The sequence below is a fragment of the Mycobacterium sp. NGS59 genome (assembly GCF_059812345.1).
On sequence record NZ_JCALCN010000002.1, the window covers coordinates 101,642 to 127,606 of the forward strand.

21 protein-coding genes are annotated in these 25,965 nt (G+C 68.3%); 9 read left to right on the forward strand and 12 right to left on the reverse strand.

What is annotated here, in order from left to right; all coding sequences use genetic code 11:
• Nucleotides 1-47: 47 nt before the first annotated feature.
• Genes AC5Y46_RS03020 through AC5Y46_RS03035 form a run of 4 tightly spaced genes read right to left on the reverse strand, consistent with a single transcriptional unit; the run spans nucleotide 48 to nucleotide 4,182 of the window.
• Complete coding sequence (locus AC5Y46_RS03020) at nucleotides 48-929, reverse strand: TIGR03619 family F420-dependent LLM class oxidoreductase (protein WP_499990057.1); 882 nt, start codon at nucleotides 927-929, stop codon at nucleotides 48-50.
• An 8-nt stretch (nucleotides 930-937) separates the two neighbouring features.
• The gene (locus AC5Y46_RS03025) at nucleotides 938-2,116 is read right to left on the reverse strand and encodes a thiolase family protein (RefSeq protein WP_499943190.1); all 1,179 of its coding nucleotides are present in this window, start codon (nucleotides 2,114-2,116) and stop codon (nucleotides 938-940) included.
• Nucleotides 2,116-3,177, reverse strand: coding sequence for a thiolase family protein (locus AC5Y46_RS03030; protein ID WP_499943189.1), 1,062 nt, complete (start codon nucleotides 3,175-3,177; stop codon nucleotides 2,116-2,118). Before AC5Y46_RS03030 ends, AC5Y46_RS03025 begins: the two co-directional genes overlap by 1 nt.
• 15 nt (nucleotides 3,178-3,192) lie before the next feature.
• The gene (locus AC5Y46_RS03035; RefSeq protein ID WP_499943188.1) at nucleotides 3,193-4,182 is read right to left on the reverse strand and encodes a Zn-ribbon domain-containing OB-fold protein; all 990 of its coding nucleotides are present in this window, start codon (nucleotides 4,180-4,182) and stop codon (nucleotides 3,193-3,195) included.
• A gap of 61 nt (nucleotides 4,183-4,243) precedes the next feature.
• Between AC5Y46_RS03035 and AC5Y46_RS03040 the strand changes: the two genes are divergently transcribed.
• The gene (locus tag AC5Y46_RS03040) at nucleotides 4,244-5,275 is read left to right on the forward strand and encodes an LLM class F420-dependent oxidoreductase (RefSeq protein WP_499990059.1); all 1,032 of its coding nucleotides are present in this window, start codon (nucleotides 4,244-4,246) and stop codon (nucleotides 5,273-5,275) included.
• A 57-nt stretch (nucleotides 5,276-5,332) separates the two neighbouring features.
• Here the strand turns inward: AC5Y46_RS03040 and AC5Y46_RS03045 are convergent, their stop codons facing one another.
• Nucleotides 5,333-6,043: an acetoacetate decarboxylase family protein gene (locus tag AC5Y46_RS03045; protein WP_499990061.1), complete on the reverse strand. Its 711-nt coding sequence runs from the start codon at nucleotides 6,041-6,043 to the stop codon at nucleotides 5,333-5,335.
• 45 nt (nucleotides 6,044-6,088) lie between these two features.
• Here AC5Y46_RS03045 and AC5Y46_RS03050 point away from each other — a divergent pair, with 45 nt between their 5' ends.
• The 3 genes from AC5Y46_RS03050 to AC5Y46_RS03060 all read left to right on the forward strand — a co-directional run bounded on the left by AC5Y46_RS03050 (nucleotide 6,089) and on the right by AC5Y46_RS03060 (nucleotide 9,738).
• Nucleotides 6,089-7,306 (forward strand): cytochrome P450, encoded by a 1,218-nt coding sequence (locus tag AC5Y46_RS03050; RefSeq protein ID WP_499990062.1) that lies wholly within the window; start codon nucleotides 6,089-6,091, stop codon nucleotides 7,304-7,306.
• 93 nt (nucleotides 7,307-7,399) lie between these two features.
• The gene (locus AC5Y46_RS03055) at nucleotides 7,400-9,043 is read left to right on the forward strand and encodes a serine/threonine-protein kinase PknH/PknJ (protein ID WP_499990064.1); all 1,644 of its coding nucleotides are present in this window, start codon (nucleotides 7,400-7,402) and stop codon (nucleotides 9,041-9,043) included.
• Nucleotides 9,040-9,738 (forward strand): sensor domain-containing protein, encoded by a 699-nt coding sequence (locus AC5Y46_RS03060; RefSeq protein WP_499990065.1) that lies wholly within the window; start codon nucleotides 9,040-9,042, stop codon nucleotides 9,736-9,738. The genes AC5Y46_RS03055 and AC5Y46_RS03060 overlap by 4 nt, the downstream gene beginning before the upstream one ends.
• Here the strand turns inward: AC5Y46_RS03060 and AC5Y46_RS03065 are convergent.
• Nucleotides 9,675-10,592 (reverse strand): type IV toxin-antitoxin system AbiEi family antitoxin, encoded by a 918-nt coding sequence (locus AC5Y46_RS03065; protein ID WP_499990066.1) that lies wholly within the window; start codon nucleotides 10,590-10,592, stop codon nucleotides 9,675-9,677. The two genes, AC5Y46_RS03060 and AC5Y46_RS03065, sit on opposite strands and share 64 nt — an antisense overlap.
• 305 nt (nucleotides 10,593-10,897) lie before the next feature.
• Nucleotides 10,898-11,707: a crotonase/enoyl-CoA hydratase family protein gene (locus tag AC5Y46_RS03070; protein WP_499990067.1), complete on the reverse strand. Its 810-nt coding sequence runs from the start codon at nucleotides 11,705-11,707 to the stop codon at nucleotides 10,898-10,900.
• A 34-nt stretch (nucleotides 11,708-11,741) separates the two neighbouring features.
• Here AC5Y46_RS03070 and AC5Y46_RS03075 point away from each other — a divergent pair, with 34 nt between their 5' ends.
• Genes AC5Y46_RS03075 through AC5Y46_RS03090 form a run of 4 tightly spaced genes read left to right on the forward strand, consistent with a single transcriptional unit; the run spans nucleotide 11,742 to nucleotide 16,585 of the window.
• The gene (locus tag AC5Y46_RS03075) at nucleotides 11,742-13,424 is read left to right on the forward strand and encodes an acyl-CoA synthetase (RefSeq protein WP_499990263.1); all 1,683 of its coding nucleotides are present in this window, start codon (nucleotides 11,742-11,744) and stop codon (nucleotides 13,422-13,424) included.
• A complete protein-coding gene (locus AC5Y46_RS03080; RefSeq protein WP_499990068.1) occupies nucleotides 13,421-14,188 on the forward strand; it encodes a fructosamine kinase family protein in 768 nt (255 codons plus the stop codon). Before AC5Y46_RS03075 ends, AC5Y46_RS03080 begins: the two co-directional genes overlap by 4 nt.
• 13 nt (nucleotides 14,189-14,201) lie before the next feature.
• Nucleotides 14,202-15,041, forward strand: coding sequence for an amidohydrolase family protein (locus AC5Y46_RS03085; RefSeq protein ID WP_499990069.1), 840 nt, complete (start codon nucleotides 14,202-14,204; stop codon nucleotides 15,039-15,041).
• Complete coding sequence (locus AC5Y46_RS03090) at nucleotides 15,038-16,585, forward strand: acetolactate synthase large subunit (RefSeq protein ID WP_499990071.1); 1,548 nt, start codon at nucleotides 15,038-15,040, stop codon at nucleotides 16,583-16,585. The genes AC5Y46_RS03085 and AC5Y46_RS03090 overlap by 4 nt, the downstream gene beginning before the upstream one ends.
• Here the strand turns inward: AC5Y46_RS03090 and AC5Y46_RS03095 are convergent.
• The 5 genes from AC5Y46_RS03095 to AC5Y46_RS03115 all read right to left on the reverse strand — a co-directional run bounded on the left by AC5Y46_RS03095 (nucleotide 16,571) and on the right by AC5Y46_RS03115 (nucleotide 25,531).
• Nucleotides 16,571-17,248: a hypothetical protein gene (locus AC5Y46_RS03095; RefSeq protein WP_499990072.1), complete on the reverse strand. Its 678-nt coding sequence runs from the start codon at nucleotides 17,246-17,248 to the stop codon at nucleotides 16,571-16,573. The genes AC5Y46_RS03090 and AC5Y46_RS03095 overlap by 15 nt on opposite strands.
• Nucleotides 17,245-21,471, reverse strand: coding sequence for a PE family protein (locus AC5Y46_RS03100; protein WP_499990073.1), 4,227 nt, complete (start codon nucleotides 21,469-21,471; stop codon nucleotides 17,245-17,247). The genes AC5Y46_RS03095 and AC5Y46_RS03100 overlap by 4 nt, the downstream gene beginning before the upstream one ends.
• A gap of 165 nt (nucleotides 21,472-21,636) precedes the next feature.
• On the reverse strand, nucleotides 21,637-23,166 hold the full coding sequence (gene fadD17, locus AC5Y46_RS03105; RefSeq protein ID WP_499990074.1) for a long-chain-fatty-acid--CoA ligase FadD17: 1,530 nt from the start codon (nucleotides 23,164-23,166) through the stop codon (nucleotides 21,637-21,639).
• A gap of 62 nt (nucleotides 23,167-23,228) precedes the next feature.
• Nucleotides 23,229-24,326, reverse strand: a complete 1,098-nt coding sequence (locus tag AC5Y46_RS03110; protein ID WP_499990075.1) for an acyl-CoA dehydrogenase family protein — start codon at nucleotides 24,324-24,326, stop codon at nucleotides 23,229-23,231.
• A gap of 23 nt (nucleotides 24,327-24,349) precedes the next feature.
• Nucleotides 24,350-25,531, reverse strand: a complete 1,182-nt coding sequence (locus AC5Y46_RS03115) for an acyl-CoA dehydrogenase (protein WP_499943665.1) — start codon at nucleotides 25,529-25,531, stop codon at nucleotides 24,350-24,352.
• 238 nt (nucleotides 25,532-25,769) lie between these two features.
• On the opposite strand from AC5Y46_RS03115, the gene AC5Y46_RS03120 reads away from it, so the two are divergent.
• Nucleotides 25,770-25,961, forward strand: a complete 192-nt coding sequence (locus tag AC5Y46_RS03120) for a ferredoxin (protein WP_499943664.1) — start codon at nucleotides 25,770-25,772, stop codon at nucleotides 25,959-25,961.
• Nucleotides 25,962-25,965: the final 4 nt, after the last annotated feature.

The window sequence follows — 25,965 nt, forward strand, 5'->3', positions numbered from 1 at the left end:
CGGCGTGTCGGGTCGTGAGATTCACACTCGACGGGTGGACGCGCCGGTCACCCCTCCTGCCACCCGGAGTGGATGTAAGTGTCTGCGAAGCGCTTCATCGAGTCCTGTTTCTTGTCCAGCGGCGCATCGAAACCCAGACCGTCGAAAATCCAGGGGATGGTGATGTAGTCGGTCACCCCGATCTCGACGAGCTCGCGATGACCGTCCACCCCGAACTTGTCCATGCAGACAGCTTGATACTCGAAAGGATCATCCGCCCGGCCGTTTTCGGCGAGCAGCGCCTTGAGTTTGCCGATGGTCTCGTCCAGCTGCGCATGCGTCATCATCGCGCTGGTCCAGCCGTCGCTGACCCGGGCGGCGCGCTTGAGGGCGACCTCGGTGTGCCCGCCGACGTAGAACGGCACCGGCTTGGTGGGTGCCGGGCTCATCTGCAGGCGGTCGAAATCGTAGAACTCGCCGTGGAATTCGACCATGCCACCGGCCAGCACCAACTTGATGACTTCGATCATCTCGTCGACGCGCTTGCCGCGACGCTGGAACGGCACCCCGCACCACTCGAATTCCTCCGGCGCCCAGCCGATTCCGACCCCGAAGCCGAACCGGTTGTTGGTCAGGTTGGCCACCGTGCCGACCTGGCGCGCCAGCAGCAGCGGGTTGCGTGACCCGAGTTTCATCACGTTGGTGTAGAAACGCAGCTTGGAGGTGACCGCGCCCAGCGTCGCGGCCAGGATCAGCGGATCGGCCCACGGCGTGTTCTCGTCGAACATCCGCTTACCGTCGGCGGTGTAGGGATAGTCGACGGACTGCTTCTCGAAATAGAAGATCGAGTCCGGCAGCGCGATCGAATCGAAACCGACTTCCTCCGCGGTCTTGGCGAGTTCGGTCAGCTGGTCCAGCGGACCCATCGCGATGCTCAGGGTGTACTTCATCCGCGTGGTCACGGTTTGTCGCGCCCGACGACCCACATCGAGTAGTACTGCGAGCCGCCACCGTAGGCGTGCCCCAACGCCTTTCGCACATTGGGCACCTGGTGGTCACCGCCCTTGTCCATCACCTGGATCGCGGCCTCGGCGAAGCGGATCAGACCCGAGGCGCCGATCGGATTGGACGACAGCACACCGCCCGACGGGTTCACCGGCAACCGGCCGCCGATCGCGGTCTCGCCCGCCTCGGTGAGCTTCCAACCCTCGCCTTCGGGTGCGAAACCCAAGCTCTCCAACCACATCGGCTCGAACCACGAGAACGGCACGTAGATCTCGGCGGCGTCGATCTCGTCGATCGGACTGGTGATGCCGGCGGCTTTCCACAGTGCGGCCGCCGCGTCCCGACTGGCCTGCGGGCTGACCTGGTCACGTCCGGAGAACTGCAGCGGCTCGGTGCGCAGCGCGGTGGCGTGGATCCAGGCCACCGGATGTCCTTCCGCCAGACGGGCATCGGCGCTGTCCTCGTCGCCGATCACCACCGCGCAGGCGCCGTCGGACGACGGGCAGGTCTCGTCGAACCGGATCGGGTCCCACAGCATCGGCGACTCCATCACCTTCTCGACGGTGATGTCGGGCTGATGCAGGTGCGCTAGCGGGTTCTTGGCGCCGTTCAGCCGGTCCTTCACCGCGACGATGGCGCCGATGTTGGTCGGTGCACCGGAGCGCCGGATGTAGGAGCGCACGTGCGGGGCAAAATACCCGCCCGCGCCGGCGCCGACCGGCTTGATGAACGGGATCGGAATCGACAACGCCCACATAGCATTCGACTCAGACTGCTTCTCCCACGCCATCGCCAGCACCCGGCGGTACTTGCCGGACTGCACGAGGCTGGCCGCGACGACTCCGGTGGAGCCGCCGACCGAGCCCGCGGTGTGCACGCGGATCAGCGGCTTGCCGGTGGCTCCGACGGCGTCGGCCATGAACAGTTCGGGCATCATGACGCCCTCGAAGAAGTCCGGTGCCTTGCCGACGACGACGGCGTCGATGTCGTCGAACGTGGATCCGGAATCTTGCAGCGCACGGTCGATGGCTTCGCGCACCATGCCGTTCATCGAAACGTCTTTGCGCTTCGCGACGTACTTGGTCTGTCCGGTGCCCAGCACCGCGGCGAGGTTCGCCCCTGCGCCTGCCATCAGTTCTTTCCTTCCATGACCGCGACCAGGTTCTGTTGCAGCGCAGGCCCGCTGGTCGCGTGTGCCAGCACGCGGCCCGCCGAACCGTTCCAGATGTGTTGTGCGGCAAAGCCGATGCGCTCCAGGCCGGCGACGAACATCGGGTTGGCGGCCAGCGCACCGCCGGACGGGTTCACCTTGGTCGACCCGTTCAGTCCGATGGCCTCGGCCAGGATCAGGTGCTGGTGGGTGAACGGCGCGTAGATCTCGGCGACGTCGAATCCGGTGTCGCCACCGGTGGCCGCTGCCGCCGAGGCCGCCGTCGACGCCGAGACGGTGAGATCGCGCGCACCCAGCACCGGAGTCTCGATGCGGTGTTCGATTCCCGTTATCCAGGCGGGCTTTTCGCGAAGTTCACGGGCCCGGTCGTCGGCGGCGAGCACGATCGCTGCTGCGCCGTCGGTGATCGGTGCGATGTCGTGACGGCGCAGCGGGTCGTTGAAGAACGGCCTGGACAGCAGCTCGTCGATGTCCTTGGCCGGTTTCTCGGAATCGGTGCGTTCGGACTGTGCGAACGAGTCGAGGGCGACCTGCGCCATCTGCTCGGGCGTCCACTTGCCGGAGTCCAGACCGATGCGGGCCTGCAACCCGGCCAGCGACACCGAGTCCGGCCACAACGGCGCGACGGTGTACGGGTCGGTCTGCCGGGTCAGGATCTGGCGCAGGATGCCGGCCGAGGACTTGCCGAACCCGTACACCAGCGCGGTGTCGACCTCGCCGGTGAGGATCTTGATGTAGGCCTCGTAAAGTGCCCAGGCGGCGTCCATTTCGACGTGCGACTCGTTGATCGGCGGCACCGCCCCGATGGAGTCGATCGCCGAGATGAAGGAAAACGCCCGTCCGGCAAGGTAATCCGACGAGCCCGAGCACCAGAAGCCGATATCGGCCTTGGTGATGCCCAGGTCTTCGTACAGCTGGGCGAAGCACGGCATCAACATTTCGACGCCGTTGGTGGTGCCGTCGGTACGGCGCACGTGCGGCGCGTGCGCGAAGCCGACCACCGCGACATTGCGAGTGCTCATTTGTGAGTGGGCCCTTTACAGGTGGTGTTTGTAGGTGTCGTAGTCGGCGTCCGGTTCGCCGGTCGGCCGGAAGAATTCGATGTTGTCGATGCCGAATCCCCATTCCTCGCGGGGTTTCCACACCGCCTCCACCCGCATGCCCATCCGCACCTCGTGCGCGTCGACGTCGGCGACCAGGTGCAGAAACGGGATGTCGGCGCCGTCGAGCAGCACGTAAGCCGCCACGTACGGCGGTTTGATGCGCTGGCCCTGGAACGGGATGTTGATGATCGCGAACGTCGTGACCGTGCCTTTGTCCGGCAGCTCGACGAAATCGGTGGTGGGCCGGCCGGTGGCGGGGTCGGCGCCGTGCGGGGGGAAGTAGACCTTGCCTTTTTCACCGGTCTTGGCGCCCAGTAACTTTCCCTCGGCGATGGCGCGCAGGTAGGCGCTTTCCTCGTGCGAGGCGGTGTGCTGAATGGTCAACGAGATGGGCGTGACGACCATGCTGACCGGGTCCTGGTCGGACTCCGTGCCTTCGGGTTCGGTCTCCTCGCCCAGTGCGAAGTAGGCGATGTCGGTGATGGCGCCCACCGTCTCGTCGGCCCAGTGCACGTGCACCCGGGCGCCGGTCTCGATCTTGTCCGAGGATCCCGCGTCGACGGCGTGAATGAGTGGGGTGTCGGCGCCGTCCAGCTTGATCAGCGCCCACGCGAACGGACGGTCCAGCGGTTCCCCACCCAGTGGCTCGGGTTGCCAGGTCCACGACACGACGGTCCCGACGCTGGACACGGGTACCATCTCGCCCAGCGGTTCGTAGGTGACCGGGTCGTATTCCGGAGGCGGCACATGCACCCGGCCATCGGAACCGCGTACCCCCAGAACGCGGCGGTCACGTAGCCCGGTGAAGAACTTGCCGAGGGTGGGACCCACCGAACGGGTGTAGTCGAAGGACAACGTCAACGGTGCGGAGAGGGGCGGCTCAGGGTGATCGATCAGGGTCGGGCCGCTCGAACTGGCTGTCACGCCATCGAGTAGAACAGGTTCTAAGTTTGGTTTCAATACTGGCCCCAAGGAGGCGACCATCGTGAAGCTCGGGCTGCAGTTGGGTTATTGGGGCGCTCAGCCGCCGGAGAACCACGCGGAGCTGGTCGCCGCCGCCGAAGAGGTCGGATTCGACGCCGTCTTCACCGCCGAAGCATGGGGTTCGGACGCTTACACCCCGTTGGCCTGGTGGGGGTCCTCGACGCAGCGGGTCCGTCTGGGCACTTCGGTGGTGCAGCTCTCGGCGCGCACCCCGACCGCGTGCGCGATGGCGGCGTTGACGCTGGACCACCTGTCCGGCGGTCGGCACATCCTGGGGCTGGGCGTATCCGGGCCGCAGGTGGTCGAGGGCTGGTACGGGGCCCGGTTCCCCAAGCCGCTGGCCCGCACCCGTGAATACATCGACATCGTGCGCCAGGTGTGGGCCCGGCAGGCGCCGGTGACGAGCGACGGACCGCATTATCCGTTGCCGCTGAGCGGTTCTGGGACCACCGGACTTGGCAAGGCACTCAAGCCGATCACCCACCCGCTGCGCGCCGACATCCCGATCATGCTCGGCGCCGAGGGTCCCAAGAACGTCGCGCTGGCCGCCGAGATCTGCGACGGCTGGCTGCCCATCTTCTACTCGCCGCGCATGGCCGACATGTACAACGAGTGGCTCGACGAGGGGTTCGCCCGCCCGGGCGCCCGACGCAGCCGGGAGGACTTCGAGATCTGCGCGACGGCCCAGATCGTCGTCACCGAGGACCGCGCGGCCGCGTTCGAGGGGATCAAACCGTTCCTGGCGCTCTATATGGGCGGCATGGGCGCCGAGGACACCAACTTCCACGCCGACGTCTACCGCCGGATGGGCTACGGCGAGGTGGTCGACGAGGTCACCAAATTGTTCCGGTCCGACCGCAAGGACGAGGCCGGCAAGGCCATCCCGGACGAACTCGTCGACGACGCGATGATCGTCGGCGATCTGGACTACGTGCGTAAGCAGATCGAGGCGTGGGAGGCATCCGGCGTCACCATGATGGTGGTGGGCGCTCGCAGCGTTGAGCAGGTACGAGACCTCGCCGCGCTGACCTGACGCGCAGGCTTGCGAGACCGCTAGAACGCGTTCTAGATTGGCCCGATGGGGATGGGCTCAGACGGCGCGTGCGTCGTCGAACGACATCTCCACGTTGCTCACCGACTGCGTCATCAGCGCCCGCTTGGGCAGGCCCAGCGACGCCAGTTCCCTGGCGTAGGGGTGATCGCCGAGTCGGATGCGGGCGCCGCCGAGGCGGGTGCGCACCCCGGAGGTGCTCATCTGCGACGAGGTCTCCCGGGTGACGCCGTCGAGGTGGGAGTAGGTCGTCAAGTTCTGTGCCTTCATCGCGGGGTGCGGCAGGCCCCGGCTGAACTCGATACCGGCGATCAGTTGGCCGTCGGCGCTGACGTCGAAGTCGAACTTGCGGCCCTCGCGAACGGTGAAGTCCGCCATGATCTTTGGGTAACCCCAGATGGTGCGCCCCGCTTCGAGGGTGAACTCCTGGTCCACCGGCAGGTGATGGATGAAGGTGGCCGCGTCGGCCATCGCTCGCAGGCCCCTGGCTGTGGTGCCGGGTTTGTTCACCATGAAAGCGGTGCCGTACTCGTGGTACTTGCCCAGATCGCCGTCGATGTAGCGGACCAGCAGCTGCAGCAGGATGGCCCGGCCGGGCAGGTATTCGAAGATCTGCAGGCCGCTGTAGTCGATGAGACGTTGCGCGGCGGCGGCGTCGACGGAGAACATCGCCGAGTGCTGGTCGGCTTTGCGGATGATCACCGGCATGGTGAGGACGGTGCCGGCGATGGTGTGTTGCGAGACAGGCATGGGGCTTACTGTAATGGGCTCGAAACAGAAAACTGGAGGCTGTAGATGACTGCGATCATCCCGGAGACAATCCGCGACATCGATCTGGCGGACGGCAACTTCTATGCCGACGGCGTCGCGGCGCGCGAGGCGTACCGGTGGATGCGCGCCAACCAGCCGGTGTTCCGGGACCGCAACGGATTGGCCGGTGCGACAACGTATCAGGCCATCCTGGACGCCGAGCGCAACCCGGAGTTGTTCTCCAGCACCGGCGGCATCCGGCCGGACCAGCCCGGCATGCCGTACATGATCGACATGGACGACCCCGCACACCTGGTGCGTCGCAAGCTCGTCAACGCCGGCTTCACGCGCAAGCGGGTCAAGGACAAGGAAGCCTCGATCGGCGAATTGTGCGACACGTTGATCGACGCGGTGTGCGAGCGCGGCGAATGTGACTTCGTCCGCGACATCGCGGCGCCGTTGCCGATGGCGGTGATCGGCGACATGCTCGGCGTGCTGCCCGAGGACCGCAGCATGTTGCTGAAGTGGTCCGACGATCTGGTCTGCGGGCTGAGTTCGCACATCGACCCCACCTCGGTGGAATTTCAGACGGTGATGGAGGCGTTCGCCGCCTATACCGCGTTCACCATGGACCTGATCGGGAAGCGTCGCGCGGAGCCGACCGACGACCTCTATTCGATCCTGATCAACGCCGAGGTCGAGGGTCAGCGGATGGCCGACGAAGAGATCGTCATGGAGACGCTGCTGATCCTGATCGGCGGTGACGAAACCACCCGCCACACGCTGAGCGGCGGCACCGAGCAACTGGTGCGCCATCGCGATCAGTGGTCGGATCTGGTGGCCGACCCGGAATTGCTTCCCGGTGCGATCGAGGAGATGCTGCGCTGGACTTCACCGGTGAAGAACATGTGCCGCACGCTGACCGCGGACACCGAATTCCACGGCACCTCGTTGACCGAGGGCGAGAAGATCATGCTGCTGTTCGAGTCGGCGAACTTCGACGAGTCGGTGTTCGATCAGCCGGAACACTTCGACATCCGCCGAAACCCTAACAGCCACTTGGCATTCGGCTTCGGCACCCATTTCTGCATGGGGAATCAGCTGGCGCGGCTCGAGTTGTCTTTGATGACGTCGCGGGTGTTGCAGCGTCTGCCGGATCTGCGGCTGGCCGACGAGTCGGCGTTGCCGCTGCGGCCGGCGAACTTCGTGTCCGGACTGGAATCGATGCCGGTGGTGTTCATGCCGACCGCGCGGGTGTTTTAGCGCCCGTCCGCGGCAGAGTTTTTGAGTTTCTTCGGTGAATGCTGTGGCCGAACCCTATCGTTACCGCTGCAGGCAACCTAGGGGGAGGTGCACGTGGAAGGGACGCCGTTCGGCCGCTACCGGTTGATCGAGTTGCTGGGGCGCGGCGGCATGGGCGAGGTCTGGCGGGCGTTCGACACAGCCACCGAGCGCGTGGTCGCGCTCAAGGTGCTGCCCGCGCAGTTCGCCGACGACGAGACCTACCAGCAGCGGTTCCGCCGCGAAGCCCGCTCGGCGGCCGGGCTCGACGAACCTCACGTGGTTCCGATCTACGACTTCGGTGAGATCGAGGGACGGCTGTTCGTCACGATGCGCCTCATCCAAGGCCGCGACCTGCAAACCGCATTGACCGAAGGGCCGCTCGAACCCGCGCGGATGTTGCACATCATCGGACAGGTGGCTTCGGCATTGCACGCCGCGCACCGGGTCAATCTGGTGCACCGCGACGTCAAACCGTCCAACATCCTGGTGGCTGAGGACGACTTCGCCTATCTGATCGACTTCGGTATCGCGCGCGCGACCGGGCAGACGTCGCTGACCAACACCGGAAGCGTCGTCGGCAGCTGGGCCTATCTGGCGCCCGAACGATTGACCAGCGACCGCAACGACAACCGCGCCGACATCTATGCGCTGACCTGCGTGATGCACGAGTGCCTGACCGGCAGCCAACCTTTCCCCGGTGACAGCCTCGAGCAACAACTGGGTGGGCATCTGACCCTGCCGCCGCCGCGCCCGTCCACGCTGCGTCCCGGCATTCCACCGCAACTCGACGACGTCGTCGCCAAGGGGATGGCCAAGAACCCCGACGAGCGCTACTCCACCACCAAGGAACTGATCGCGGCGGCACGTGCTGCCATCAACGCCCCTAACACCGGGCCGCAACCTGCGCCGCATCCACAGCCGTCCCGACCCGGCCCGGGACCCGTCGCTCCCGCACCGTGGCAACAATCGCCGGCCACCCCGCCGCCCTGGCCGCAACCGGCGGCCTTCGTCGCACCGGCACCCGCGTTCTCCGCGCCGCGCCCCGGCCCCGAGCGGCCGGGACAAGAGTCGCGGTGGAAGCGGCATGCCGTTGCCATCACCGCGGTTTGTGCGGTCGCCGCCGTGGCGATCGCGTTGCCGATCATCTTCATGACCACCGGGTCGTCGCAGGCGTCCGGGCCGTCGCTGTTGTCGGTGCAGGAAGTCAACGAGGTGATGGGTGAAACGAATTACCGACTTATCGACTCGACGACGAAACTGACCGAGCCCGGCTTCACCGTCACGCCCCAACAGTGCGCAGCCATCCAGTCAATCGACCTCAAATCGGCCTTCGCTGCCGTCGGCGTCAACTCGATCCAATCGGCGACGCTGCACGCCACCGGCAATGACATCCGCGGCAGCGTCGACCAGTATGTCGCGACAGCGCCGTCGACCGCCGCGGCGAATCGCTTTATGCAACAACGCTTGCAAGCCTGGCGGGGCTGCAACAAACAGCAATACTCGGCCGGCGGAGTCAAGATGACCGCGACGATCGTCGCGGATGGCCGCGACAAGATCTCCGCCCAGTACCGTTTCGCCGCCGACGACAGCTTCCTCTGCCAACAGGACGTCACAACCGCCGGCACCGCGATCGCCAGCGTCATCGTCTGTGACGACCGGTCGGGAGTCGCGACCAAGACAGACACCATCGCTGCCAAGATCATGGACGCCTCGTGAACCGAAAAGTGCTGGCGTGCATACTCATCGCGTTGACCGCCGTCGCAGTGATCGTCACGACCGCCGTCCTGCGTGCCGCCGGTGGCGGCGAGACCAGAAAGCTGACCGATCAGCCGGTGGCCGCGGGCCTGACGTCGTCGACGCTCACCGAGGCCGAGGTGCGATCGGCGGTCAGCGACAACAACTTCGTGACATCGAGTCGCTTCACCAGGCTTTCGAAGGATCCGGTCAAGGTCGATCCCACCACCTGCATCGGCGTCTCGATGATTCTGCCGCCCACCTCGTTGTCCGGCGTCGACTGGCAGGCGCTCAGGGGGGCCGTGGGATCGTCACCGCAAGGGGAACATTCGCACTATGTCGCGCAGGGGATCGCTGCCCTCGATACGCCCGACGCGGCGCGCAGCTACCTGAAAACCGCGGCCCAGGCCTGGCAACAGTGCAACGGCAAGTCTTACTCCGCCGATGCCAGCGGCAGCGTCGGGCACTGGGTGATGAAGTCGTTCGAGCAGACGGGCACCACGCTGACGGCCGGCATCAACCAGGAGAACGCGCGATACCTCTGCCAGCATGTGCTGACCATCCACACCAAGTACGTCATCGATGTGGTGGCGTGCGGTTACGACATCGTCGATCAGGCGCAGGTGGTGGCCAACCGCATCACCGGCAAGTTGGTCGACAATCTCGAAAATCCTTGAGTCGTGGGCGGCGGCATTCCGCGCCGTGCCCAGGCCGACCCCAGCCGTCCCAGGATGCCGCCGTCGGTGTCGCGGCTGGTGACCCGGATGGTGATCCAGTCCAGATCGGTGTTCATCGTTTCGTAGCGGGCGATGTCTTGGCCGAACCGGTCGGGCGTGCGATGGTGTGCCCCCTCGTACTCGAGTGCGAGTTTCAGTTGCTCCCAACCCATGTCGACGATTCCGACCAGCTCCCCGTATAAGCCGTACACCGGTATCTGGGTCTGCGGTGGCGGGTAGCCGGCACTGATGACCAGTAACCGCAGCCGGGTCTCTTGCGGGGACTCCGCGCCCGGATCGACGAGGGCGAGAGCCTGTCGCGCCCGCCTGATGTTGCGGTGGCCGCTATGGCGCTTCGCCAGCGACTCGATGTCGGCGGTGTCGAGTCTGGTTGCGCGGGCGAGCGCGTCGATGGCGGCGACCGCTTTGTCCAGTGGATACCGGCAGGCGAGGTCGAAGGCGGTGCGGGCCGGCGTGGTTGTCGGTATGCCCCGGATGAGCTGGGTCTCGTCCGGCGTGATGCGGTCTGACCAGGTGATGACGCCCCGCGGGGGACGGCGGCAGTCGTAGAGCAGCTGTGCAGGCTGCTCGTCGTCAACCCACTTTGCGCGGTGCAGCGCTGCGGCGGATTGGCCGGCAACGACACCGCGCCGCTTCGACCACAGCCAGGCGGCATGCGCGCGTTGTGTCGCGGTCAGTTCGGTGTGGACCGGGAGGTAGATGTCCCGGTGCACCGCGGTGTAGCGGCTACGCAGCTGGTAGGGCGTGATCACGCCGGACGCTATTGCTTCGCTGCCGACAAATGGCTCGACCATGAGCGCAGTGTGCCGACCGGGGCGGACAGGTTCGCCGAGCGTGTCGCTGTTGCGAAATTTCGGCCCGGATTTGGCAGTGGTTACACGCTCGGCGAAGGGGGCGGACAGGTTCGGCGTCCGGGGCGGACAGGTTCGCCGAGCGTGTCGCTGTTGCGAAATTTCGGCCTGGATTTGGCAGTGGTTACACGCTCGGCGAAGGGGGCGGACAGGTTCGCCGAGCGGGACTGACAGGTTCGCCGAGCGTGTCGCTGCTGCGAAATTTTGGCCCGAATTTGGCAGTGGTTACACGTTCGGCGAAGGGGGGCTTACTTGTTCTGGAACTGCGGCTTGCGCTTCTCGGCGAACGCCCGGGGGCCTTCCTTCGCGTCGTCGGAGAGGAACACCTTGATCCCGACCTGCGTGTCGGTCTTGAAGGCCTCGTTCTCGTGCATGCCCTCGGTCTCGCGGATGGTCTTCAGGATCGCCTGGACGGCCAACGGACCGTTGTTCTCGATGATCTCCGCGAGTTCCAACGCCTTCGCCAGCGCCTGACCGTCCGGGACGACGTGACCGATCAGCCCCATCTCCTTGGCCTCGGCCGCGGTGATGTGCCGTCCGGTCAGCAGCAGGTCGCACGCCACCGTGTAGGGAATCTGGCGCACCAGGCGCACCGCCGAGCCGCCCATCGGGTACAGACTCCACTTGGCCTCGGAGATGCCGAACTTGGCGCTCTCGCCGGCGATGCGGATGTCGGTGCCCTGCAGGATCTCGGTACCGCCGGCGATCGCCGGTCCCTCGACGGCCGCGATCAGGGGTTTGGTCAACCGGCGACCCTTGAGGAGGGCGTCGATGCGCGACGGGTCGTAGCTGCCGTCCTTGAAAGAATCGCCCGGTGGCTTCGCGGTTGCCGCTTTGAGGTCCATCCCGGCGCAGAAGTAGCCACCGGCACCGGTGAGGATGCAACAGCGGATGTCGGGATCGTTGTCGACGCGGTCCCACGCCTGCACCATGATCTCCATCATTTCGGTGCTCAGAGCGTTGCGACGGTGCGGACGGTTCATCGTGACGATCAACGTGTGACCGCGCTGCTCGACCAGGGCGTCCGGTTCGGATTCGTTTGCTGGAGTCTCGGTCACCGTGACCGCCTTTCGCGCGACGTTGGGGATCAGCTTGTCAAGAAATGTAACACGTTCTAATTTAGGGTCCGTGGCCTTGAATATTGCTGACCTCGCCGAGCACGCCATCGACGCTGTGCCCGACCGTGTAGCCCTCATCTGCGGTGACGAGCAGTTGACCTACGCCGAACTGGAAGAGAAGGCCAACCGCCTGGGGCACTACCTGATCGACCAAGGAGTGCAGAAGGGCGACAAGGTCGGTCTGTACTGCCGCAACCGCATCGAGATCGTGATCGCGATGCTCGGCATCATCAAAGCCGGTGCGATCCTGGTCAACGTCAACTTCCGCTACGTCGAGGGCGAACTGCGCTACCTGTTCGAGAACTCCGACATGGTCGCGCTGGTGCACGAGCGGCAGTACTCCGACCGGGTCGCCAACGTGCTGCCGGAGACGCCGAACGTCAAGACCGTGTTGGTGGTCGAGGATGGTAGCGACAACGACTACCAGCGCTACGGGGGCGTCGAGTTCTACGCCGCCATCGCCGACAGCTCGCCCGAGCGTGACTTCGGCGAGCGCAGCGCCGACGACATCTACCTGCTGTACACGGGTGGCACGACGGGCTTCCCGAAGGGCGTGATGTGGCGCCACGAAGACATCTACCGCGTGTTGTTCGGCGGAACCGACTTCGCCACAGGCGAATTCGTCAAGGATGAGTACGACCTGGCCAAGGCCGCCGCCGCGAACCCGCCGATGATCCGGTACCCGATCCCGCCGATGATCCACGGCGCCACCCAATCCGCCACCTGGATGTCGCTGTTCTCCGGCCAAACCACCGTCCTGGCACCGGAATTCAACGCCGACCAGGTGTGGCGCACCATCCACGACCACAAGGTGAACCTGCTGTTCTTCACCGGCGACGCGATGGCCCGTCCGTTGCTCGATGCGCTGCTGGCGCATCAGGACGCGGGTAATGAGTACGACCTCTCGTCGCTGTTCCTGCTGGCCAGCACGGCGGCCCTGTTCTCGCCGAGCATCAAGGAGAAACTCCTGGAGTTGCTGCCGAACCGGGTTATCACCGACTCGATCGGCTCCTCGGAGACCGGCTTCGGTGGCACCAGCATCGTGGCCAAGGACGCGCCGCACAGCGGTGGCCCGCGGGTCACCATCGACCACCGCACCGTCGTCCTCGACGAAGAAGGCAACGAGGTCAAGCCCGGCTCCGGGGTGCGCGGCTTCATCGCCAAGAAGGGCAACATCCCCGTCGGCTACTACAAGGACGAGAAGAAGACCGCCGAGACGTTCAAGACGATCAACGGTGTGCGCTACGCGATTCCGGGCGACTGGGCGCTGGTCGAAGAGGACGGGTCCGTGACGATGCTGGGCCGCGGTTCGGTGTCGATCAACAGCGGCGGGGAGAAGATCTACCCCGAAGAAGTCGAAGCGGCTTTGAAGGGGCACCCCGACGTCTTCGACGCACTGGTGGTCGGTGTGCCCGACCCGCGCTACGGTCAGCACGTCGCGGCCGTGGTGCAGGCGCGTCAGGGGGCGCGGCCGACGCTGGCGGAACTGGACAGCTTCGTGCGCTCGGAGATCGCGGGATACAAAGTGCCGCGCAGTCTTTGGTTCGTCGACGAGGTGAAGCGTTCACCGGCCGGCAAGCCGGACTACCGCTGGGCCAAGGAGCAGACCGAGGCTCGCCAGGCCGACGATGTGCATGCCGCTCACGTAACCGCTTGAGCGACTTTGTCAAGCAGCGACGGGGCGCCCCGGCAGGATTCTTCGCCTGCGAGGCCGCCGGGCTGCGGTGGCTGGGCGGAGTCGAGGGCGGCGTCCCCTGCGCGCGGGTGGTCGCTGTCGACGCGACCAGTCTGACGTTGGGCCGACTCGACGCGGTAGCTCCCGACCCCGAAGCGGCGCGTGTCTTCGGTACCCGACTGGCGGTCACGCACGACGCGGGCGCGGTGGCCTTCGGCGCGGGACCCGACGGGTGGGACGGGCCCGGATTCTTCGGACCGTTGTCGCAGCCGCTGCCCATGTCGTTGCGGCACCACCGTCGCTGGGGCTCGTTCTACGCCGACGAGCGGCTGGCCCCGATGACTGACCGCGCGGCGGCCCGACTCGATGCCGCGACCCGCACAGCTCTCGATGCGGTCATGACACGCTGCCGGGCCGGTGACTACGACGACGACGACGAGCCGGCACGCCTGCACGGGGACTTGTGGAGCGGCAACGTGATGTGGACCCGGAACGGGGTGGTGCTGATCGACCCCGCCGCCCACGGCGGTCACCGGGAGACCGACCTGGCCATGCTGGCGCTGTTCGGCTGCCCGCATTACGAATCCGTCCTGGAGGGCTACCAGCGGGTGCATCGGCTGAAACCCGGCTGGCGCGACCGGGTCGGACTGCACCAGCTGTTCCCGCTGCTGGCACACGTGGTGCTGTTCGGCGGCGGGTACGCGCGGCAGACATACGCCGCCGCCCGCACCGCACTCGACGTCTAGAGTCGAAACCGCGATGACGATCGATGTGTGGATGCAGCACCCGACCTTACGGTTCCTGCGTAGCGACATGCTCGACTCGCTGCGGCGCTGGACCGGTGGGTCGATCCCGGACGCCGACCTCCCGATCGAAGCGACGGTGGCTTCGATGGACGCGGCGGGCGTCGAGTTCGGCCTGCTGAGCGCGTGGCTGGGTCCGGGCGGCCAGGATCTGGTGTCCAACAATGAAGTCGCGCAATGGGTTTCATCGCATCCCGACAGGTTTGCCGGATTGGCCGCCGTCGACCTGAACCGTCCGATGGTCGCGGTTCGCGAACTGCGCCAACGGGTTGCCGACGGGTTCGTCGGCCTGCGGGTGGTGCCGTGGTTGTGGGATGCGCCGCCCACCGATCGCCGTTACTATCCGCTGTTCGCGCAATGCGTGGAGTCGGGGGTGCCGTTCTGCACCCAGGTCGGGCATACCGGCCCGCTGCGACCGTCGGAGGCCGGGCGCCCGATTCCCTACATCGACCAGGTGGCGCTGGGCTTCCCGGAACTGGTGATCGTGTGCGGGCACGTCGGCTATCCCTGGACCGAGGAGATGGTCGCGGTGGCCCGCAAACACGAGAACGTCTACATCGACACCTCTGCCTACACCGTCAAGCGGTTGCCCGACGAGCTCGTACGCTTCATGAAAACCGGTACCGGGCAACGCAAAGTGCTGTTCGGCACCAACTATCCGATGATCGCCCACACCCACGCCCTGGCAGGTCTCGACGAACTCGGACTCGGCGACGAGGCCCGTCGGGACTTCCTGCGGCGCAACGCCGAACGGGTCTTCAAGCTGCCGGAACTGCACGGAAAGGTGGACAGATGAACGGTGCTCAGGCGCTGATCAACACATTGGTCGACGGCGGTATCGACGTGTGCTTCGCCAATCCCGGTACCTCCGAGATGCATTTCGTGGCGGCGTTGGACACCGTGGCCGAGATGCGTGGTGTGCTAACGCTTTTCGAGGGGGTGGCCACCGGCGCCGCCGACGGCTACGCCCGCATCGCCGGCCGCCCGGCCGCGGTGTTGCTGCACCTGGGCCCGGGTCTTGGGAACGGGCTGGCCAACCTGCACAACGCGCGGCGCGCCAAGGTGCCGATGGTGGTGGTCGTCGGCGACCACGCCACCTATCACAAGAAGTACGACGCCCCACTGGAATCCGACATCGACGCGGTTGCCGGCACCGTCTCGGGATGGGTGCGCCGCAGTTCGGCCGCCGGTGAGGTCGCAGCCGACACCGCCGAGGCAATCGCGGCCAGCGTGTCCGGGGCACACGTCGCGACGCTGATCCTGCCCGCCGACGCCTCCTGGTCGGACGGGGCCGAACCCGCGCGAGCGGTCGCGACGTCGTGGTCGGGCGCCAGGATCGACGACGGTTCGGTGGCCGCGGTGCTGCGTTCCGGCGAGCCGACGACGATCCTGATCGGGGGAGACGCCACTTATGGAGAAGGGTTGGCCGCGGCGGCGCGCATCGCCGAGGCCACCGGTGCACGCTTGTTGTGCGAGACGTTCCCGACGCGGCTGGAGCGCGGCGCCGGCGTGCCCGCCGTCGAACGGCTCGGCTACTTCGCCGAGGCCGCGGCCGCGCAGCTGAACGGAGCCAAGCACCTGGTGCTGGCCGGCGCCAAGTCGCCGGTGTCATTCTTCGCCTACCCCGATATGCCGAGCGATCTGGTGCCGGCGGGGTGTCAGGTGCACGTGTTGGCCGAAAGTCGCGGCGCGGGACTGGCTTTGGTGGCGTTGGCCGAGAAGCTGGCTCCGGGGACGACGGCGCCGGTAGCGGCGCCGTCGCGTCCGCAGCTGCCGTCGGGCTCGTTGACGGCAGCGTCGGCGGCCGACGTGATCGGTGCGTTGCTACCCGAACGGGTGATCGTCGTCGACGAATCCAACACCTCGGGTCCGCTGCTGCCGCAGGCCACCGCCGGTGCGCCGGCGCATGATTGGCTGACGTTGACCGGGGGAGCGATCGGCTACGGCATCCCGGCCGCGGTGGGTGCCGCGGTGGCGGCCCCGGATCGCCCGGTGCTGTGCCTGGAGTCCGACGGGTCGGCGATGTACACGATCTCAGGGCTGTGGACGCAGGCCCGGGAGAACCTCGACGTCACCACGATCATCTACAACAACGGCGCCTACGACATCCTGCGCCTCGAGTTGCAGCGGGTGGGAGCCGGGTCCGCGCCGGGACCGAAGGCGGTGGACCTGCTCGACATATCGCGCCCGACAATGGATTTCGTGAAGATGGCCGAAGGCATGGGGATACCTGCGCGGCGGGTGAACACAGCCGAGGGCTTGGCCGACGCGCTGCGCGACGCGTTCGCGGAACCGGGCCCACATCTGATCGACGCGGTGGTGCCGTCACTGCTGGGGTAGTTGTTCGTACAGCCAGTCCGCGAGCTGGTTGACGACAGTCTTTGCCGCCTCGAACGATTCGGCCTCGGCGGCCAGCGCCACGCCCAGATGGTCTGCTGCCGCAGGCACAATGCCGAACTGGCGGGCCAGGTATCCGGATTTCTGGCCGGGTCCCCAACCACCTTTGGCGGGAATGCCTTTGGCGGCCAGACCCCATCGCTGTTCGGGAATCAGGCGGTGCATGAGTTCGATGACGATGGTGGCCTCCGGGACGCTGCTCATGTTCGCCGCGAACAGCGCCTGCCGGTCGAGCGGCCAGGGCGTTTGGCCGAATGCGGTGAATCCCGTTCGGAGGCGCTGAGATTCGACGATGGTCGACGAATCCCCGGCGGCGGCCAGAACAGCTTGAACCCGCCCTGCCGCCTCGGCCGGTTCGCCGAGCTGCGACCACAACTGCTCGGAGGCGGGATTGTCGGATTCGGTGATGGCCTTGACTACCAGGGGCTCCGCGCTGCGGCGGTCAGCCTGCAGCGCTGCGATGGCCAGCGGGACTTTGATCGTGGACCACGCCACGCCGGTCGACCAGCTGCCCCAGGAGAAGCGCCGGGTACCCGAGACGGCGATGCCGCAGGTCGCCGGGTCGAGTGCCGGGGCACCGTGAAAACCGTTGCACGACAACGTCAAGCGATGCCGCCGGCGCCCGCGGTGCCGCCGGCGCCGCCGGTGCCGCCCGTGCCGCCGCCGGTGATGGTGCCGGCCGAGCCGCTGTTGGTTGTTCCGCCCGTTCCGCCACTGGTGCCGAAGTTGCCGTTGCCAGCCTGGCCGCCGGATCCGCCCAGACCGCCGGCGCCACTGGTGCCACCGGTGCCGCCCGTGCCACCGGTGCCGGACGACGAGCCGGTTCCGGCGGTGCCGCCGTCGCCGCCCTTGCCGCCGTCGCCGCCTTCGCCTCCTACGCCGCCCGCACCACCGTTGCCCGCGGTGCCGCCGTTGCTTCCCGCTGCACCGCCCTGGCCGCCGTTGCCGCCAACGCCGCCAGCCCCGCCGATGGCGCCGGCGCCACCGGTGCCGCCGTTGCCGCCGACGCCGCCTAAGCCAGTCGAGCCCGCACCGACGGTGGTGAAGCCACCGTTGCCGCCGGCGCCGCCCTTACCGCCGATGACACCGTCGCCGCCGGCGCCGCCGGCACCGCCCGCCCCACCGATACCGCCGCTGCCACCGTTGCTGCCGCCGGCACCTGCCGCACCGCCGAGCCCACCGTTGCCGCCGATGCCGGCATTGACCGTGCCGTTGTCGCCGCTGCCCCCGTTGCCACCCTTGCCGCCGAAGGCCTGCCCGTTGGTAGCGACGGTGGCGTTTCCGCCGTTGCCGCCGGCTCCGCCGTCGGCGCCGTTGCTGAACGCCACGCTCGAGAAGATGGCGGGATTGGCGTCGCCGCCGTTTCCGCCGTTGCCGCCGGTAGCCTTCCCGGCATCGCCGGTCACGGTGGCATTGCCGCCCGTTCCGCCCTTGCCGCCGTCACCGCCATTCCCGTCTCCGCCGTTGCCCCCGATTCCGGCTGCGGCAATTCCGGAAGTGCCGCTTTCGGTGGCAGTGCCACCCGTACCGCCGTTGCCGCCGGGTCCGCCGAACAGGCTGCCGTCGCCGCCCTGGCCGCCCTTGCCACCGGTCGCGGTGCCGCCTGCGGCAGCGTTGACTCCGGCGCCGCCGTTGCCACCGTTACCGCCCTGCTGAACCTGACCATTCGGAGAACCACTGCTGGGGCTGCCGACTGTACCGGTGCCAGCATCACCGCCGGTCGCAGTGGTGCCGTCGGGACTGCCGTTGCCGCCGGTACCGGCCTGCCCCACCGTCGTGGGGATCGGCGTGTTGACACCGTTGGCGCCAATGCCACCCTTGCCGGCGGCGCCGCCGTTGCCGCCGTCGCCGCCCTTGCCCAGATTGCCGAAGCCGCCAGCGCCGCCGGGGGCACCGCCGAGACCCGGATCACCGCCCCTGCCGCCGTAGCCGCCAGTCCCACCATCCCCGCCGGAGCGGGTTGCATCGTATGTGGCTGTGAAGGTCTGCGAACCGTCGGCGCCGTCGGCGCCGATGCCGCCAACCGCTCCCTTGCCCCCGTTACCGCCATTGCCGCCCTGGCCGCCGGTGAGACCGGCGCCGCCGGTGCCGCCGGTGCCGCCGGCTCCAGCGTTGCCGGCATTCCCGCCGGCTCCGCCGTCGCCCGCTGACGGGACGCCACCCTTTGCGGGCTCCGCATTGCCACCGGCGACGCCTTTGCCGCCATTGCCGCCGGCACCGGAGTCGCCGCCGTTGCCGCCGGTCCCGCCGGTGCCCGCGGCCGCGTTGGTGGCCCCGGCACCGCCGGTGCCACCGGTGCCGCCATTGCCGCCATTGCCGCCCTCGCCGCCCGCGCCGCCGGATCCGGCGACGGCGCCGCTGCTGTTGCTGGTACCGCCGACCGCCCCGTTACCGCCGAGGCCGCCCTTGCCGCCGTTGCCGCTGTTGCCCCCGGTGCCGCCGGTCCCGCCGATACCACCGACGCCGGCCGCACCACCGGTGCCACCTTGGCCGCCTTTACCGCCTTGCCCGCCGGTGCCGCCCTGGCCGCCGTCCGGCGCGTCCACCACGCCGGCATTGGGTTGCACCGCATTGCCGCCGGTGCCGCCGTCGCCCGCGTTGCCGGCCGTGCCACCGGTGCCGCCTTTACCGCCACTGCCACCTGGTCCGCCGGCGTCACCACCGCCGCCCCCCGCGCCGCCATTGGCGCCGGTACCGCCGGAGCCGCCCGTGCCTCCCGCGGGAGCCGCAGCCGTGCCGCTTATGCCGCCGCCGCCGTTACCGCCGTTGCCGCCGGTGCCGCCCGTACCGCCGTCGCCGCCGTCGCCGCCGGTACCGCCGTTGGCGCCGGCGGCCCCGCCGGCACCGCCTTTGCCGCCGTCGCCACCCACGATGCCGTTTCCGCCGGGCAGGCCGTTGTTGGAGCCCTGGTTGCCGCCGCCGCCACCCTTGCTGCCGTTGCCGCCGTCGCCGCCGTCGCCGCCGTTGCCGCCGACGCCCAGCGCACCCGCGGTGCCACCGTTGGCCGCGCCGCCAGCCCCGGCCGCGCCTCCGGCCCCGCCGGCGCCGCCCTTGCCGCCGGTGACCTGGAGCGTGTTGCTAACGGAGGTGTTGCTGCCGCCGTTGCCACCGTCGGCGCCGTTCCCACCGTGACCACCGGTGCCCCCGGTGCCGCCCGTGCCGCCGGCCCCACCGCCGGCACCGCCATTGCCACCCGCTCCGCCGTCAGTGCCGTCCCCAGGGCTGGCGTTAAAGATGAAGGTGTTCTTGCCGTTGGACCCGACGCTGCCCTTGGCTCCGTTGCCGCCGTTGCCGCCGTCGCCGCCCGCTCCGAGAGCGCCGGCCTTTCCGCCACCTCCAGTGCCCGCCGCACCGCCGAGCCCGGCCGCGCCGCCCATGCCGCCGTCCCCGCCTTTGCCACCCGCATTGCCGTTGCCGACGGCGTCCGCGCCGTTGCCGCCCAGACCGCCTGTGCCACCCGCCCCGCCGGTGCCACCGGTACCGGCGACGCCGCCCGGCACCGCCGCCCCGCCTTGGCCGCCGCCGCCACCTTTGCCGCCTGCGAACCCATTGGTGCCGTTGGTACCGGGGACAGAGGCGTTGGTGCCGCCCGCGCCCTTGCCGCCGTCGCCGCCGGTGCCTCCGGTGCCGCCGGCACCGACACCCCCACCGAGCCCGCCGTTGGAGAGGAAGCCGGATACCCCGGCGGAGCCGCCAGGTCCGGCGGCTCCACCGGTGCCGCCGGTGCCTCCGGTGCCGCCGATGCCGACGGAGCTGTCGGCGCCCAACCCTCCGGTGCCACCGGTCCCGCCCTGGCCGCCGAGGCCGCCCGCACCGCCGTGGCCGAACAACACCGGTCCGGCGCCGCCTTGCCCGCCGGCACCACCGTTACCGCCCAGCCCGCCGGAGCCACCTACCACGGCGGGGTTCAAAGAGTCGATGCCGGGACCGCCATTGCCACCCTGGCCGCCGGCTCCGCCGACACCGCCGTTCATGAACAACCCGCCCGCCCCGCCGTTGCCGCCGGTGCCGCCGTCGCCTGCCATGCCACCGCCGAGCGCGCCGGGCGCACCGATGCCGCCGGCCCCACCGTTGCCACCCGCCCCTAGCAGGAAGCCGGCGTTGCCGCCGTCGCCGCCGTGACCGCCGGTGCCGCCGCCCGCGCCGCCCTGGCCGCCTTGACCGCCGAAGCCGCCGTTGCCGATCAGCAGCCCGCCGTTGCCACCGTGCCCGCCCAGCCCGCCGAGACCGGCGGCGGCCCCCACGCCGCCGAGTCCGCCGGCGCCCCCGACACCGAACAGCAGACCGCCGTTGCCGCCGGCGCCACCCGGCGCGCCGCCGCTGCCACCGGCACCGCCGATGCCCCCGTTACCCCACAGCCCGGCGGAGCCACCCGCACCGCCGGCCTGGCCTGCCGCCCCCGCGGCCCCGTTGCCGCCGTTTCCGAACAGCCACCCGCCGTCACCGCCGGGGGCGCCCGGGGCCGTCGCATTGACGCCGTTGCCGATGATCGGACGAGACAGCAGCGCCTGGATGGGGTCGGTTGCCGCGGCGGCGGCCAATCGCAGGTTGACCGCCTCGGCGGCGGCATAGGATCCGGCGCCGGAAGTCACCGCCTGCACGAACTGAGCGTGGAACGCCGCGGCCTGCCCGGCGAGGGTCTGATAACCCTGCGCATGCTGGGTGAACAACTGGGTGACGGCCGCCGACACCTCGTCCGCGGCGGCCGACAACAGACCGGTGGTCGGCGCTGCAGCAGCAGCTGAGGCCGCTGTGATCGTCGATCCGATACTGGCCAGATTCGTGGCTACCGCCGTCATCGTCTCGGGCACTACGAGCAGGTATGACATCCGGCACCTCGCACTGGTTCAAAACGGCCCGACGCGGTCGGGTACGCAATGCTGCAAGCGGTTAGGCGCGGATCGTATCGCGTCTCGGCGGCGGGTTGTTGGATTCGCGCGTAATAGCGGGATCTGTTCCCGTCGACGCGCGTTTGCGCTGGCCAACGGGGTCGATCAGCGGCCAATGGCGAAGACGGGCTCGCCGCAGTCGACGCCCTCGGCCGACAGCTGCCGTTTGAGCACTTTGAACGTCACCGTCCCCGGCAACCCGGCGCTGATCCGCACCTGCGACGGCCATTGTTTGGGGCCCAGGTCGGGTTGTGCGGCCAGGAACGCGCGGAACTCGTCGGCGTCGAATCGCGCGCCGGGCGACAGCACCAGCGCGGCCATCACCTGGTCGCCGACCACCGGGTCGGGCACCGGGTACACCGCGGCTTCCACGACCGCCGGGTGGCGCAGCAGCACCCGCTCGATCGGGGCGGTGCCCAGGTTCTCGCCGTCGACGCGCATCCAGTCGCCGAGCCGCCCGGCGAAATAGGCGTAGCCGGCTTCGTCGCGGTAGGCGAGGTCGCCGCTGTGGTAGATGCCGCCGGCCATTCTCTCGGCCTCGGCGGCGGCGTCGTTGTAGTAGCCCTCGAACCGTCCCGGCCCGGCGGTGTTGACCACTTCGCCGACCACGCCGGGCGGGCAGAGCTCCCCGGTGTCGGGGTCGACGATGGCGATCCCCTGCGGCAGCGGGCCCAGCGAGCCGGGCGGGGTGTCGGCGGTGCGGGCGATCGCCACGCCGCCTTCGGTGGAGCCGAACCCGTCCTGCACCAGACAGCCGAACCGGGCGCTGAAGCGTTCGATGTCGGCGGGTACGCCTTCGTTGCCGTAGACCGCACGCAACGGGTTGTCGGCGTCGTCGGGCTGCTCGGGGGTGGCGAGCACATACGACAGCGGCTTGCCCACATAGTTGGCGTAGGTCGCACCGTAGCGACGGACATCGGGCAGAAACTGCGATGCCGAGAACTTGCGCCGCAACGCCAGCGAACCCCGGCAGGCCGCGGCCACCGCCCAGCCGACCAGGACCGCATTGGAATGGAACAGCGGCATCGACACGTAGCAGACGTCGTCGGGGCCGAGCGCGAAACGCTGCGCCATGCGCTGCCCGGCACTGGCCACTTTGCCGTGGCTGCACTTCACCGCCTTGGGTTCGCCGCTGGTTCCCGAGGTGAAGATCAACATGAAAAGGTCTGTGGGACAGGCGGATCGGAACACCGGTAGGGAATCCCGATGGGCGGCCACCTCGTCGGCCCAGGCGTGCGAGTCGACGTCGACGTGGTCGATGCCGTCCAACGTCTCGGCCGATCCGCTGTCGGCCAGCACCAGCTGGCAGTCGGCGTGATCGATATCGCGGGCCAGCGCCGCGCCGCGGCGCACCGGGTTCAGCCCTACCGGCACGATGCCGGTCATCGCTGCGGCCACCAGCATCGCCGAGAAGAACGGCGTGTTCTGCAGCAGCACGCCGACGTGCGGCGGACGCGCCGGATCCAGTCGGGCACGCAGCGCGGCCGCTATGGCAGCACCGTGCCGAAGGTGTGCACGCCAACTGGTGAACGAGTCCTCGAAGTAGACGCCGCGGTCGTCGATCTCGGCCAGCGGGACCAGCAGTTCGGTGACCGTGGGGTCGGCGCTCAACTCAAAACCCTCTCGAGTGTGCATCCAGCGTCACGCTCGGCGTCGAATGTGCGGCCAGCCTCACGCTCGGCGCCGAGGGGCAGTGGCTAGACCGGGGTTTCGGCCAATTCGCGACCGATCTGGCGCAGCTGCCCGGTGGCACCGCCCAGCGCGAACTCGGTCTCCTTGGCGGACAGGAAATAACGGTGTACCGGGTGGTCGGTGTCGACGCCGACGCCGCCGTGCACGTGCACGATGCTGTGCGCAACCCGGTGCCCGGCATCGGCGGCCCAGAACGCCGCGGACGCGACGTCGATCTCGGCGGGAATGTCCTCGGCCACCTTCCAAGCGGCCTGCGTCAACGTCAACCGCAGACCCTTGACGTCGATGTAGCCGTCGGCGAGCCGCTGACCCACCGCCTGGAAGCTGCCGATCGGACGGTCGAATTGCTCACGGGTGCGGGCATACTCGGCTGTCAGCTGCAGACCGCGCTCCAGCACCCCGAGTTGGTAGGCACTGCGGCCGAGGGTGGCCAGGGTGCGCAACCAGGCGACGACGATTGCGTCACCTACCTTGCGGCTGGCGGGCACCTCGGTGCCGTCCAGCGCCAGATGTCCCGCGCTGCCCAGTCCGGTGGTCTGCAACGGGGTGACCGTCACACCCGGGTCGTCCGCGGCGACCAGGAAAACGACTGTGCCGGAATCGGTTTCGGCTGGAACCAGGAACGCGTCGGCGGTCGGGCCGAAGCTCACCTGGGTGCGGGTGCCGGTCAACCGAATGCCATCACCATGGCCGGAGGCCCGCACCGGACCTTCGCCCATCTCGCCGTCCAGCGCCACCGTCAGGATCTTCTCACCGCTCACCGCGGGGGCGCCCCAATCGCGTTGCAGCTCTTCGGAACCGAACCGGGCCAGGGCGCCGGCGGCCAGCACGATCGAGTCCAGGTACGGCACCGCCGCCAGCTGGTGCCCGAGCGCCACCAGGATCGCGACCTGCTCGAGCACCCCGAAGCCGTCGCCGCCGACCTGGGTCGGGGCGGCACTGGTCAGGATGTCGCTGTCGATCAGCTTGCGCCACAGCTCGCGGTCGAACCGGTGCTCGAGGCCGTCGAGCTCACGCTGACGCTCAGGTGTGCACACCGCGTCGACGATGCTGTCGACCAGGCCGCCGAGGTCCTGGGCTGCTTCGGTCGTCGAGAAATCCATGAAATGTCCCGTTCTGTGAAGGGTCAGCGGCTGGCGCGGGGCAGGCCCAGAGCGACCATGCCGATGATGTCGCGCTGGACTTCGTTGGTGCCGCCGCCGAAGGTCAGGATCAGGCACGCCCGGTGCATCCGCTCGACCCGGCCGCGCAGCAGGGCGCCGGGGGAGTCCTGCCGCAGCGTGGCTCCGGTGCCCAGCACCTCCATCAGCAGGCGGTAGGCCTCGGTGGCCAGCTCGGTGCCGTACACCTTGGCCGCCGAGGCGTCCGCCGGGTTCAACGACGCGGCATCGGCAGAAGCCAGCTCCCAGTTGATCAGCTTGAGCACCTCGGCCTTGGCGTGCACGCGGGCCAAATTGATCTGCACCCACTCCGAGTCGATCAGCCGCGCCCCGCCGTCGTCCTTGGTGTTCTGCGCCCACTCGCGGACCTCCCGCAGGGCCATGAAAATCGGCGCCGACGAGACCAGCGCGACGCGCTCGTGGTTGAGCTGGTTGGTCACCAGCTTCCAGCCCGCGTTCTCCTCGCCGATCAGGTTGGTCACCGGAACCCGCACGTCGGTGTAGTAGGTAGCGCTGGTGTCCGGGCCGGCCATGGTGTGCACCGGGGTCCAGGAAAAACCTTCCGCGGTGGTGGGCACCACCAGCATCGAGATGCCGCGGTGTTTCTTGGCTTCGGTGTTGGTGCGCACAGCCAGCCACACCCAGTCGGCGTAGGCGATGAGGCTCGTCCACATCTTCTGGCCGTTGATCACGTAGTCGTCGCCGTCGCGCACCGCGGTGGTACGCAGGTTCGCCAGGTCAGTGCCGGCACCCGGCTCGGAATAGCCGATCGAGAAGTGCAGGTCCCCGGCGGCGATCTTGGGCAGGAAGAACTTCTTCTGCTCGTCGGTGCCGAACGCCATGATCGTCGGCGCCACGCTGTTGATGGTCAGGAACGGCACCGGAGCGCCGGCGATGGCGGCCTCGTCGGTGAAGATCAGCGAGTCCATCGGCGAGCGGTCCTGACCGCCGTACTCCTTCGGCCAGTTCAGGGTGAGCCACCCGTCCTTGCCCATCTGCGCGACGGTCTCGCGGTACACGTTGCCGGTGCCGTACTCGCCCTGTACCGAACTCAGCGCCTCGCGACGCTCCGGAGTCATCAGACCGGCGAAGTACGAGCGCAACTCGCGACGCAGCTCCTCCTGTTCGGGGGTGTAACTGATGTGCATTCCCGCCGCCTCCGATCAAGCGATCGCGTCAATTCCAGGTACCGGCGCAGCCGCCGTCATCGACACCAGCGGATACCCATCGGCCACCCCGGTTGTAACACGTTCTAGTCTCTGAATCCAGCGACCGTTCCCTGATGCGGACCGGAGCCCTATGGTGGTGCTAGACAAATGCTAGACAAAGACCGAGTTCGAATAACGCGTATTCCCTAACTCCCAGCCCAGGTTCCAGGAGGATGCCGTGCGAGTGAAAGTGGACCGTGACCGGTGCGAAGGTAACGCCGTGTGCTTAGGCATTGCCCCGGATATCTTCGACCTGGACGACGAGGACTATGCCGTGGTGAAGACCGATCCCATTCCCAGTGACCAGGAGGATCTGGCCGAGCAGTCGATCGCCGAATGCCCGCGCGCAGCCCTGTTACGGGAAGACTGACCAG

Coding starts and splice junctions, on each gene's coding strand:
- AC5Y46_RS03020 (WP_499990057.1), bottom strand. CDS start 929: ATGAAGTACACCCTGAGCATCGCGATGGGTCCGCTGGACCAGCTGACC.
- AC5Y46_RS03025 (WP_499943190.1), bottom strand. CDS start 2,116: ATGGCAGGCGCAGGGGCGAACCTCGCCGCGGTGCTGGGCACCGGACAG.
- AC5Y46_RS03030 (WP_499943189.1), bottom strand. CDS start 3,177: ATGAGCACTCGCAATGTCGCGGTGGTCGGCTTCGCGCACGCGCCGCAC.
- AC5Y46_RS03045 (WP_499990061.1), bottom strand. CDS start 6,043: ATGCCTGTCTCGCAACACACCATCGCCGGCACCGTCCTCACCATGCCG.
- AC5Y46_RS03050 (WP_499990062.1), top strand. CDS start 6,089: ATGACTGCGATCATCCCGGAGACAATCCGCGACATCGATCTGGCGGAC.
- AC5Y46_RS03065 (WP_499990066.1), bottom strand. CDS start 10,592: ATGGTCGAGCCATTTGTCGGCAGCGAAGCAATAGCGTCCGGCGTGATC.
- AC5Y46_RS03085 (WP_499990069.1), top strand. CDS start 14,202: ATGACGATCGATGTGTGGATGCAGCACCCGACCTTACGGTTCCTGCGT.
- AC5Y46_RS03090 (WP_499990071.1), top strand. CDS start 15,038: ATGAACGGTGCTCAGGCGCTGATCAACACATTGGTCGACGGCGGTATC.
- AC5Y46_RS03100 (WP_499990073.1), bottom strand. CDS start 21,471: ATGTCATACCTGCTCGTAGTGCCCGAGACGATGACGGCGGTAGCCACG.
- fadD17 (WP_499990074.1), bottom strand. CDS start 23,166: ATGCACACTCGAGAGGGTTTTGAGTTGAGCGCCGACCCCACGGTCACC.
- AC5Y46_RS03110 (WP_499990075.1), bottom strand. CDS start 24,326: ATGGATTTCTCGACGACCGAAGCAGCCCAGGACCTCGGCGGCCTGGTC.
- AC5Y46_RS03115 (WP_499943665.1), bottom strand. CDS start 25,531: ATGCACATCAGTTACACCCCCGAACAGGAGGAGCTGCGTCGCGAGTTG.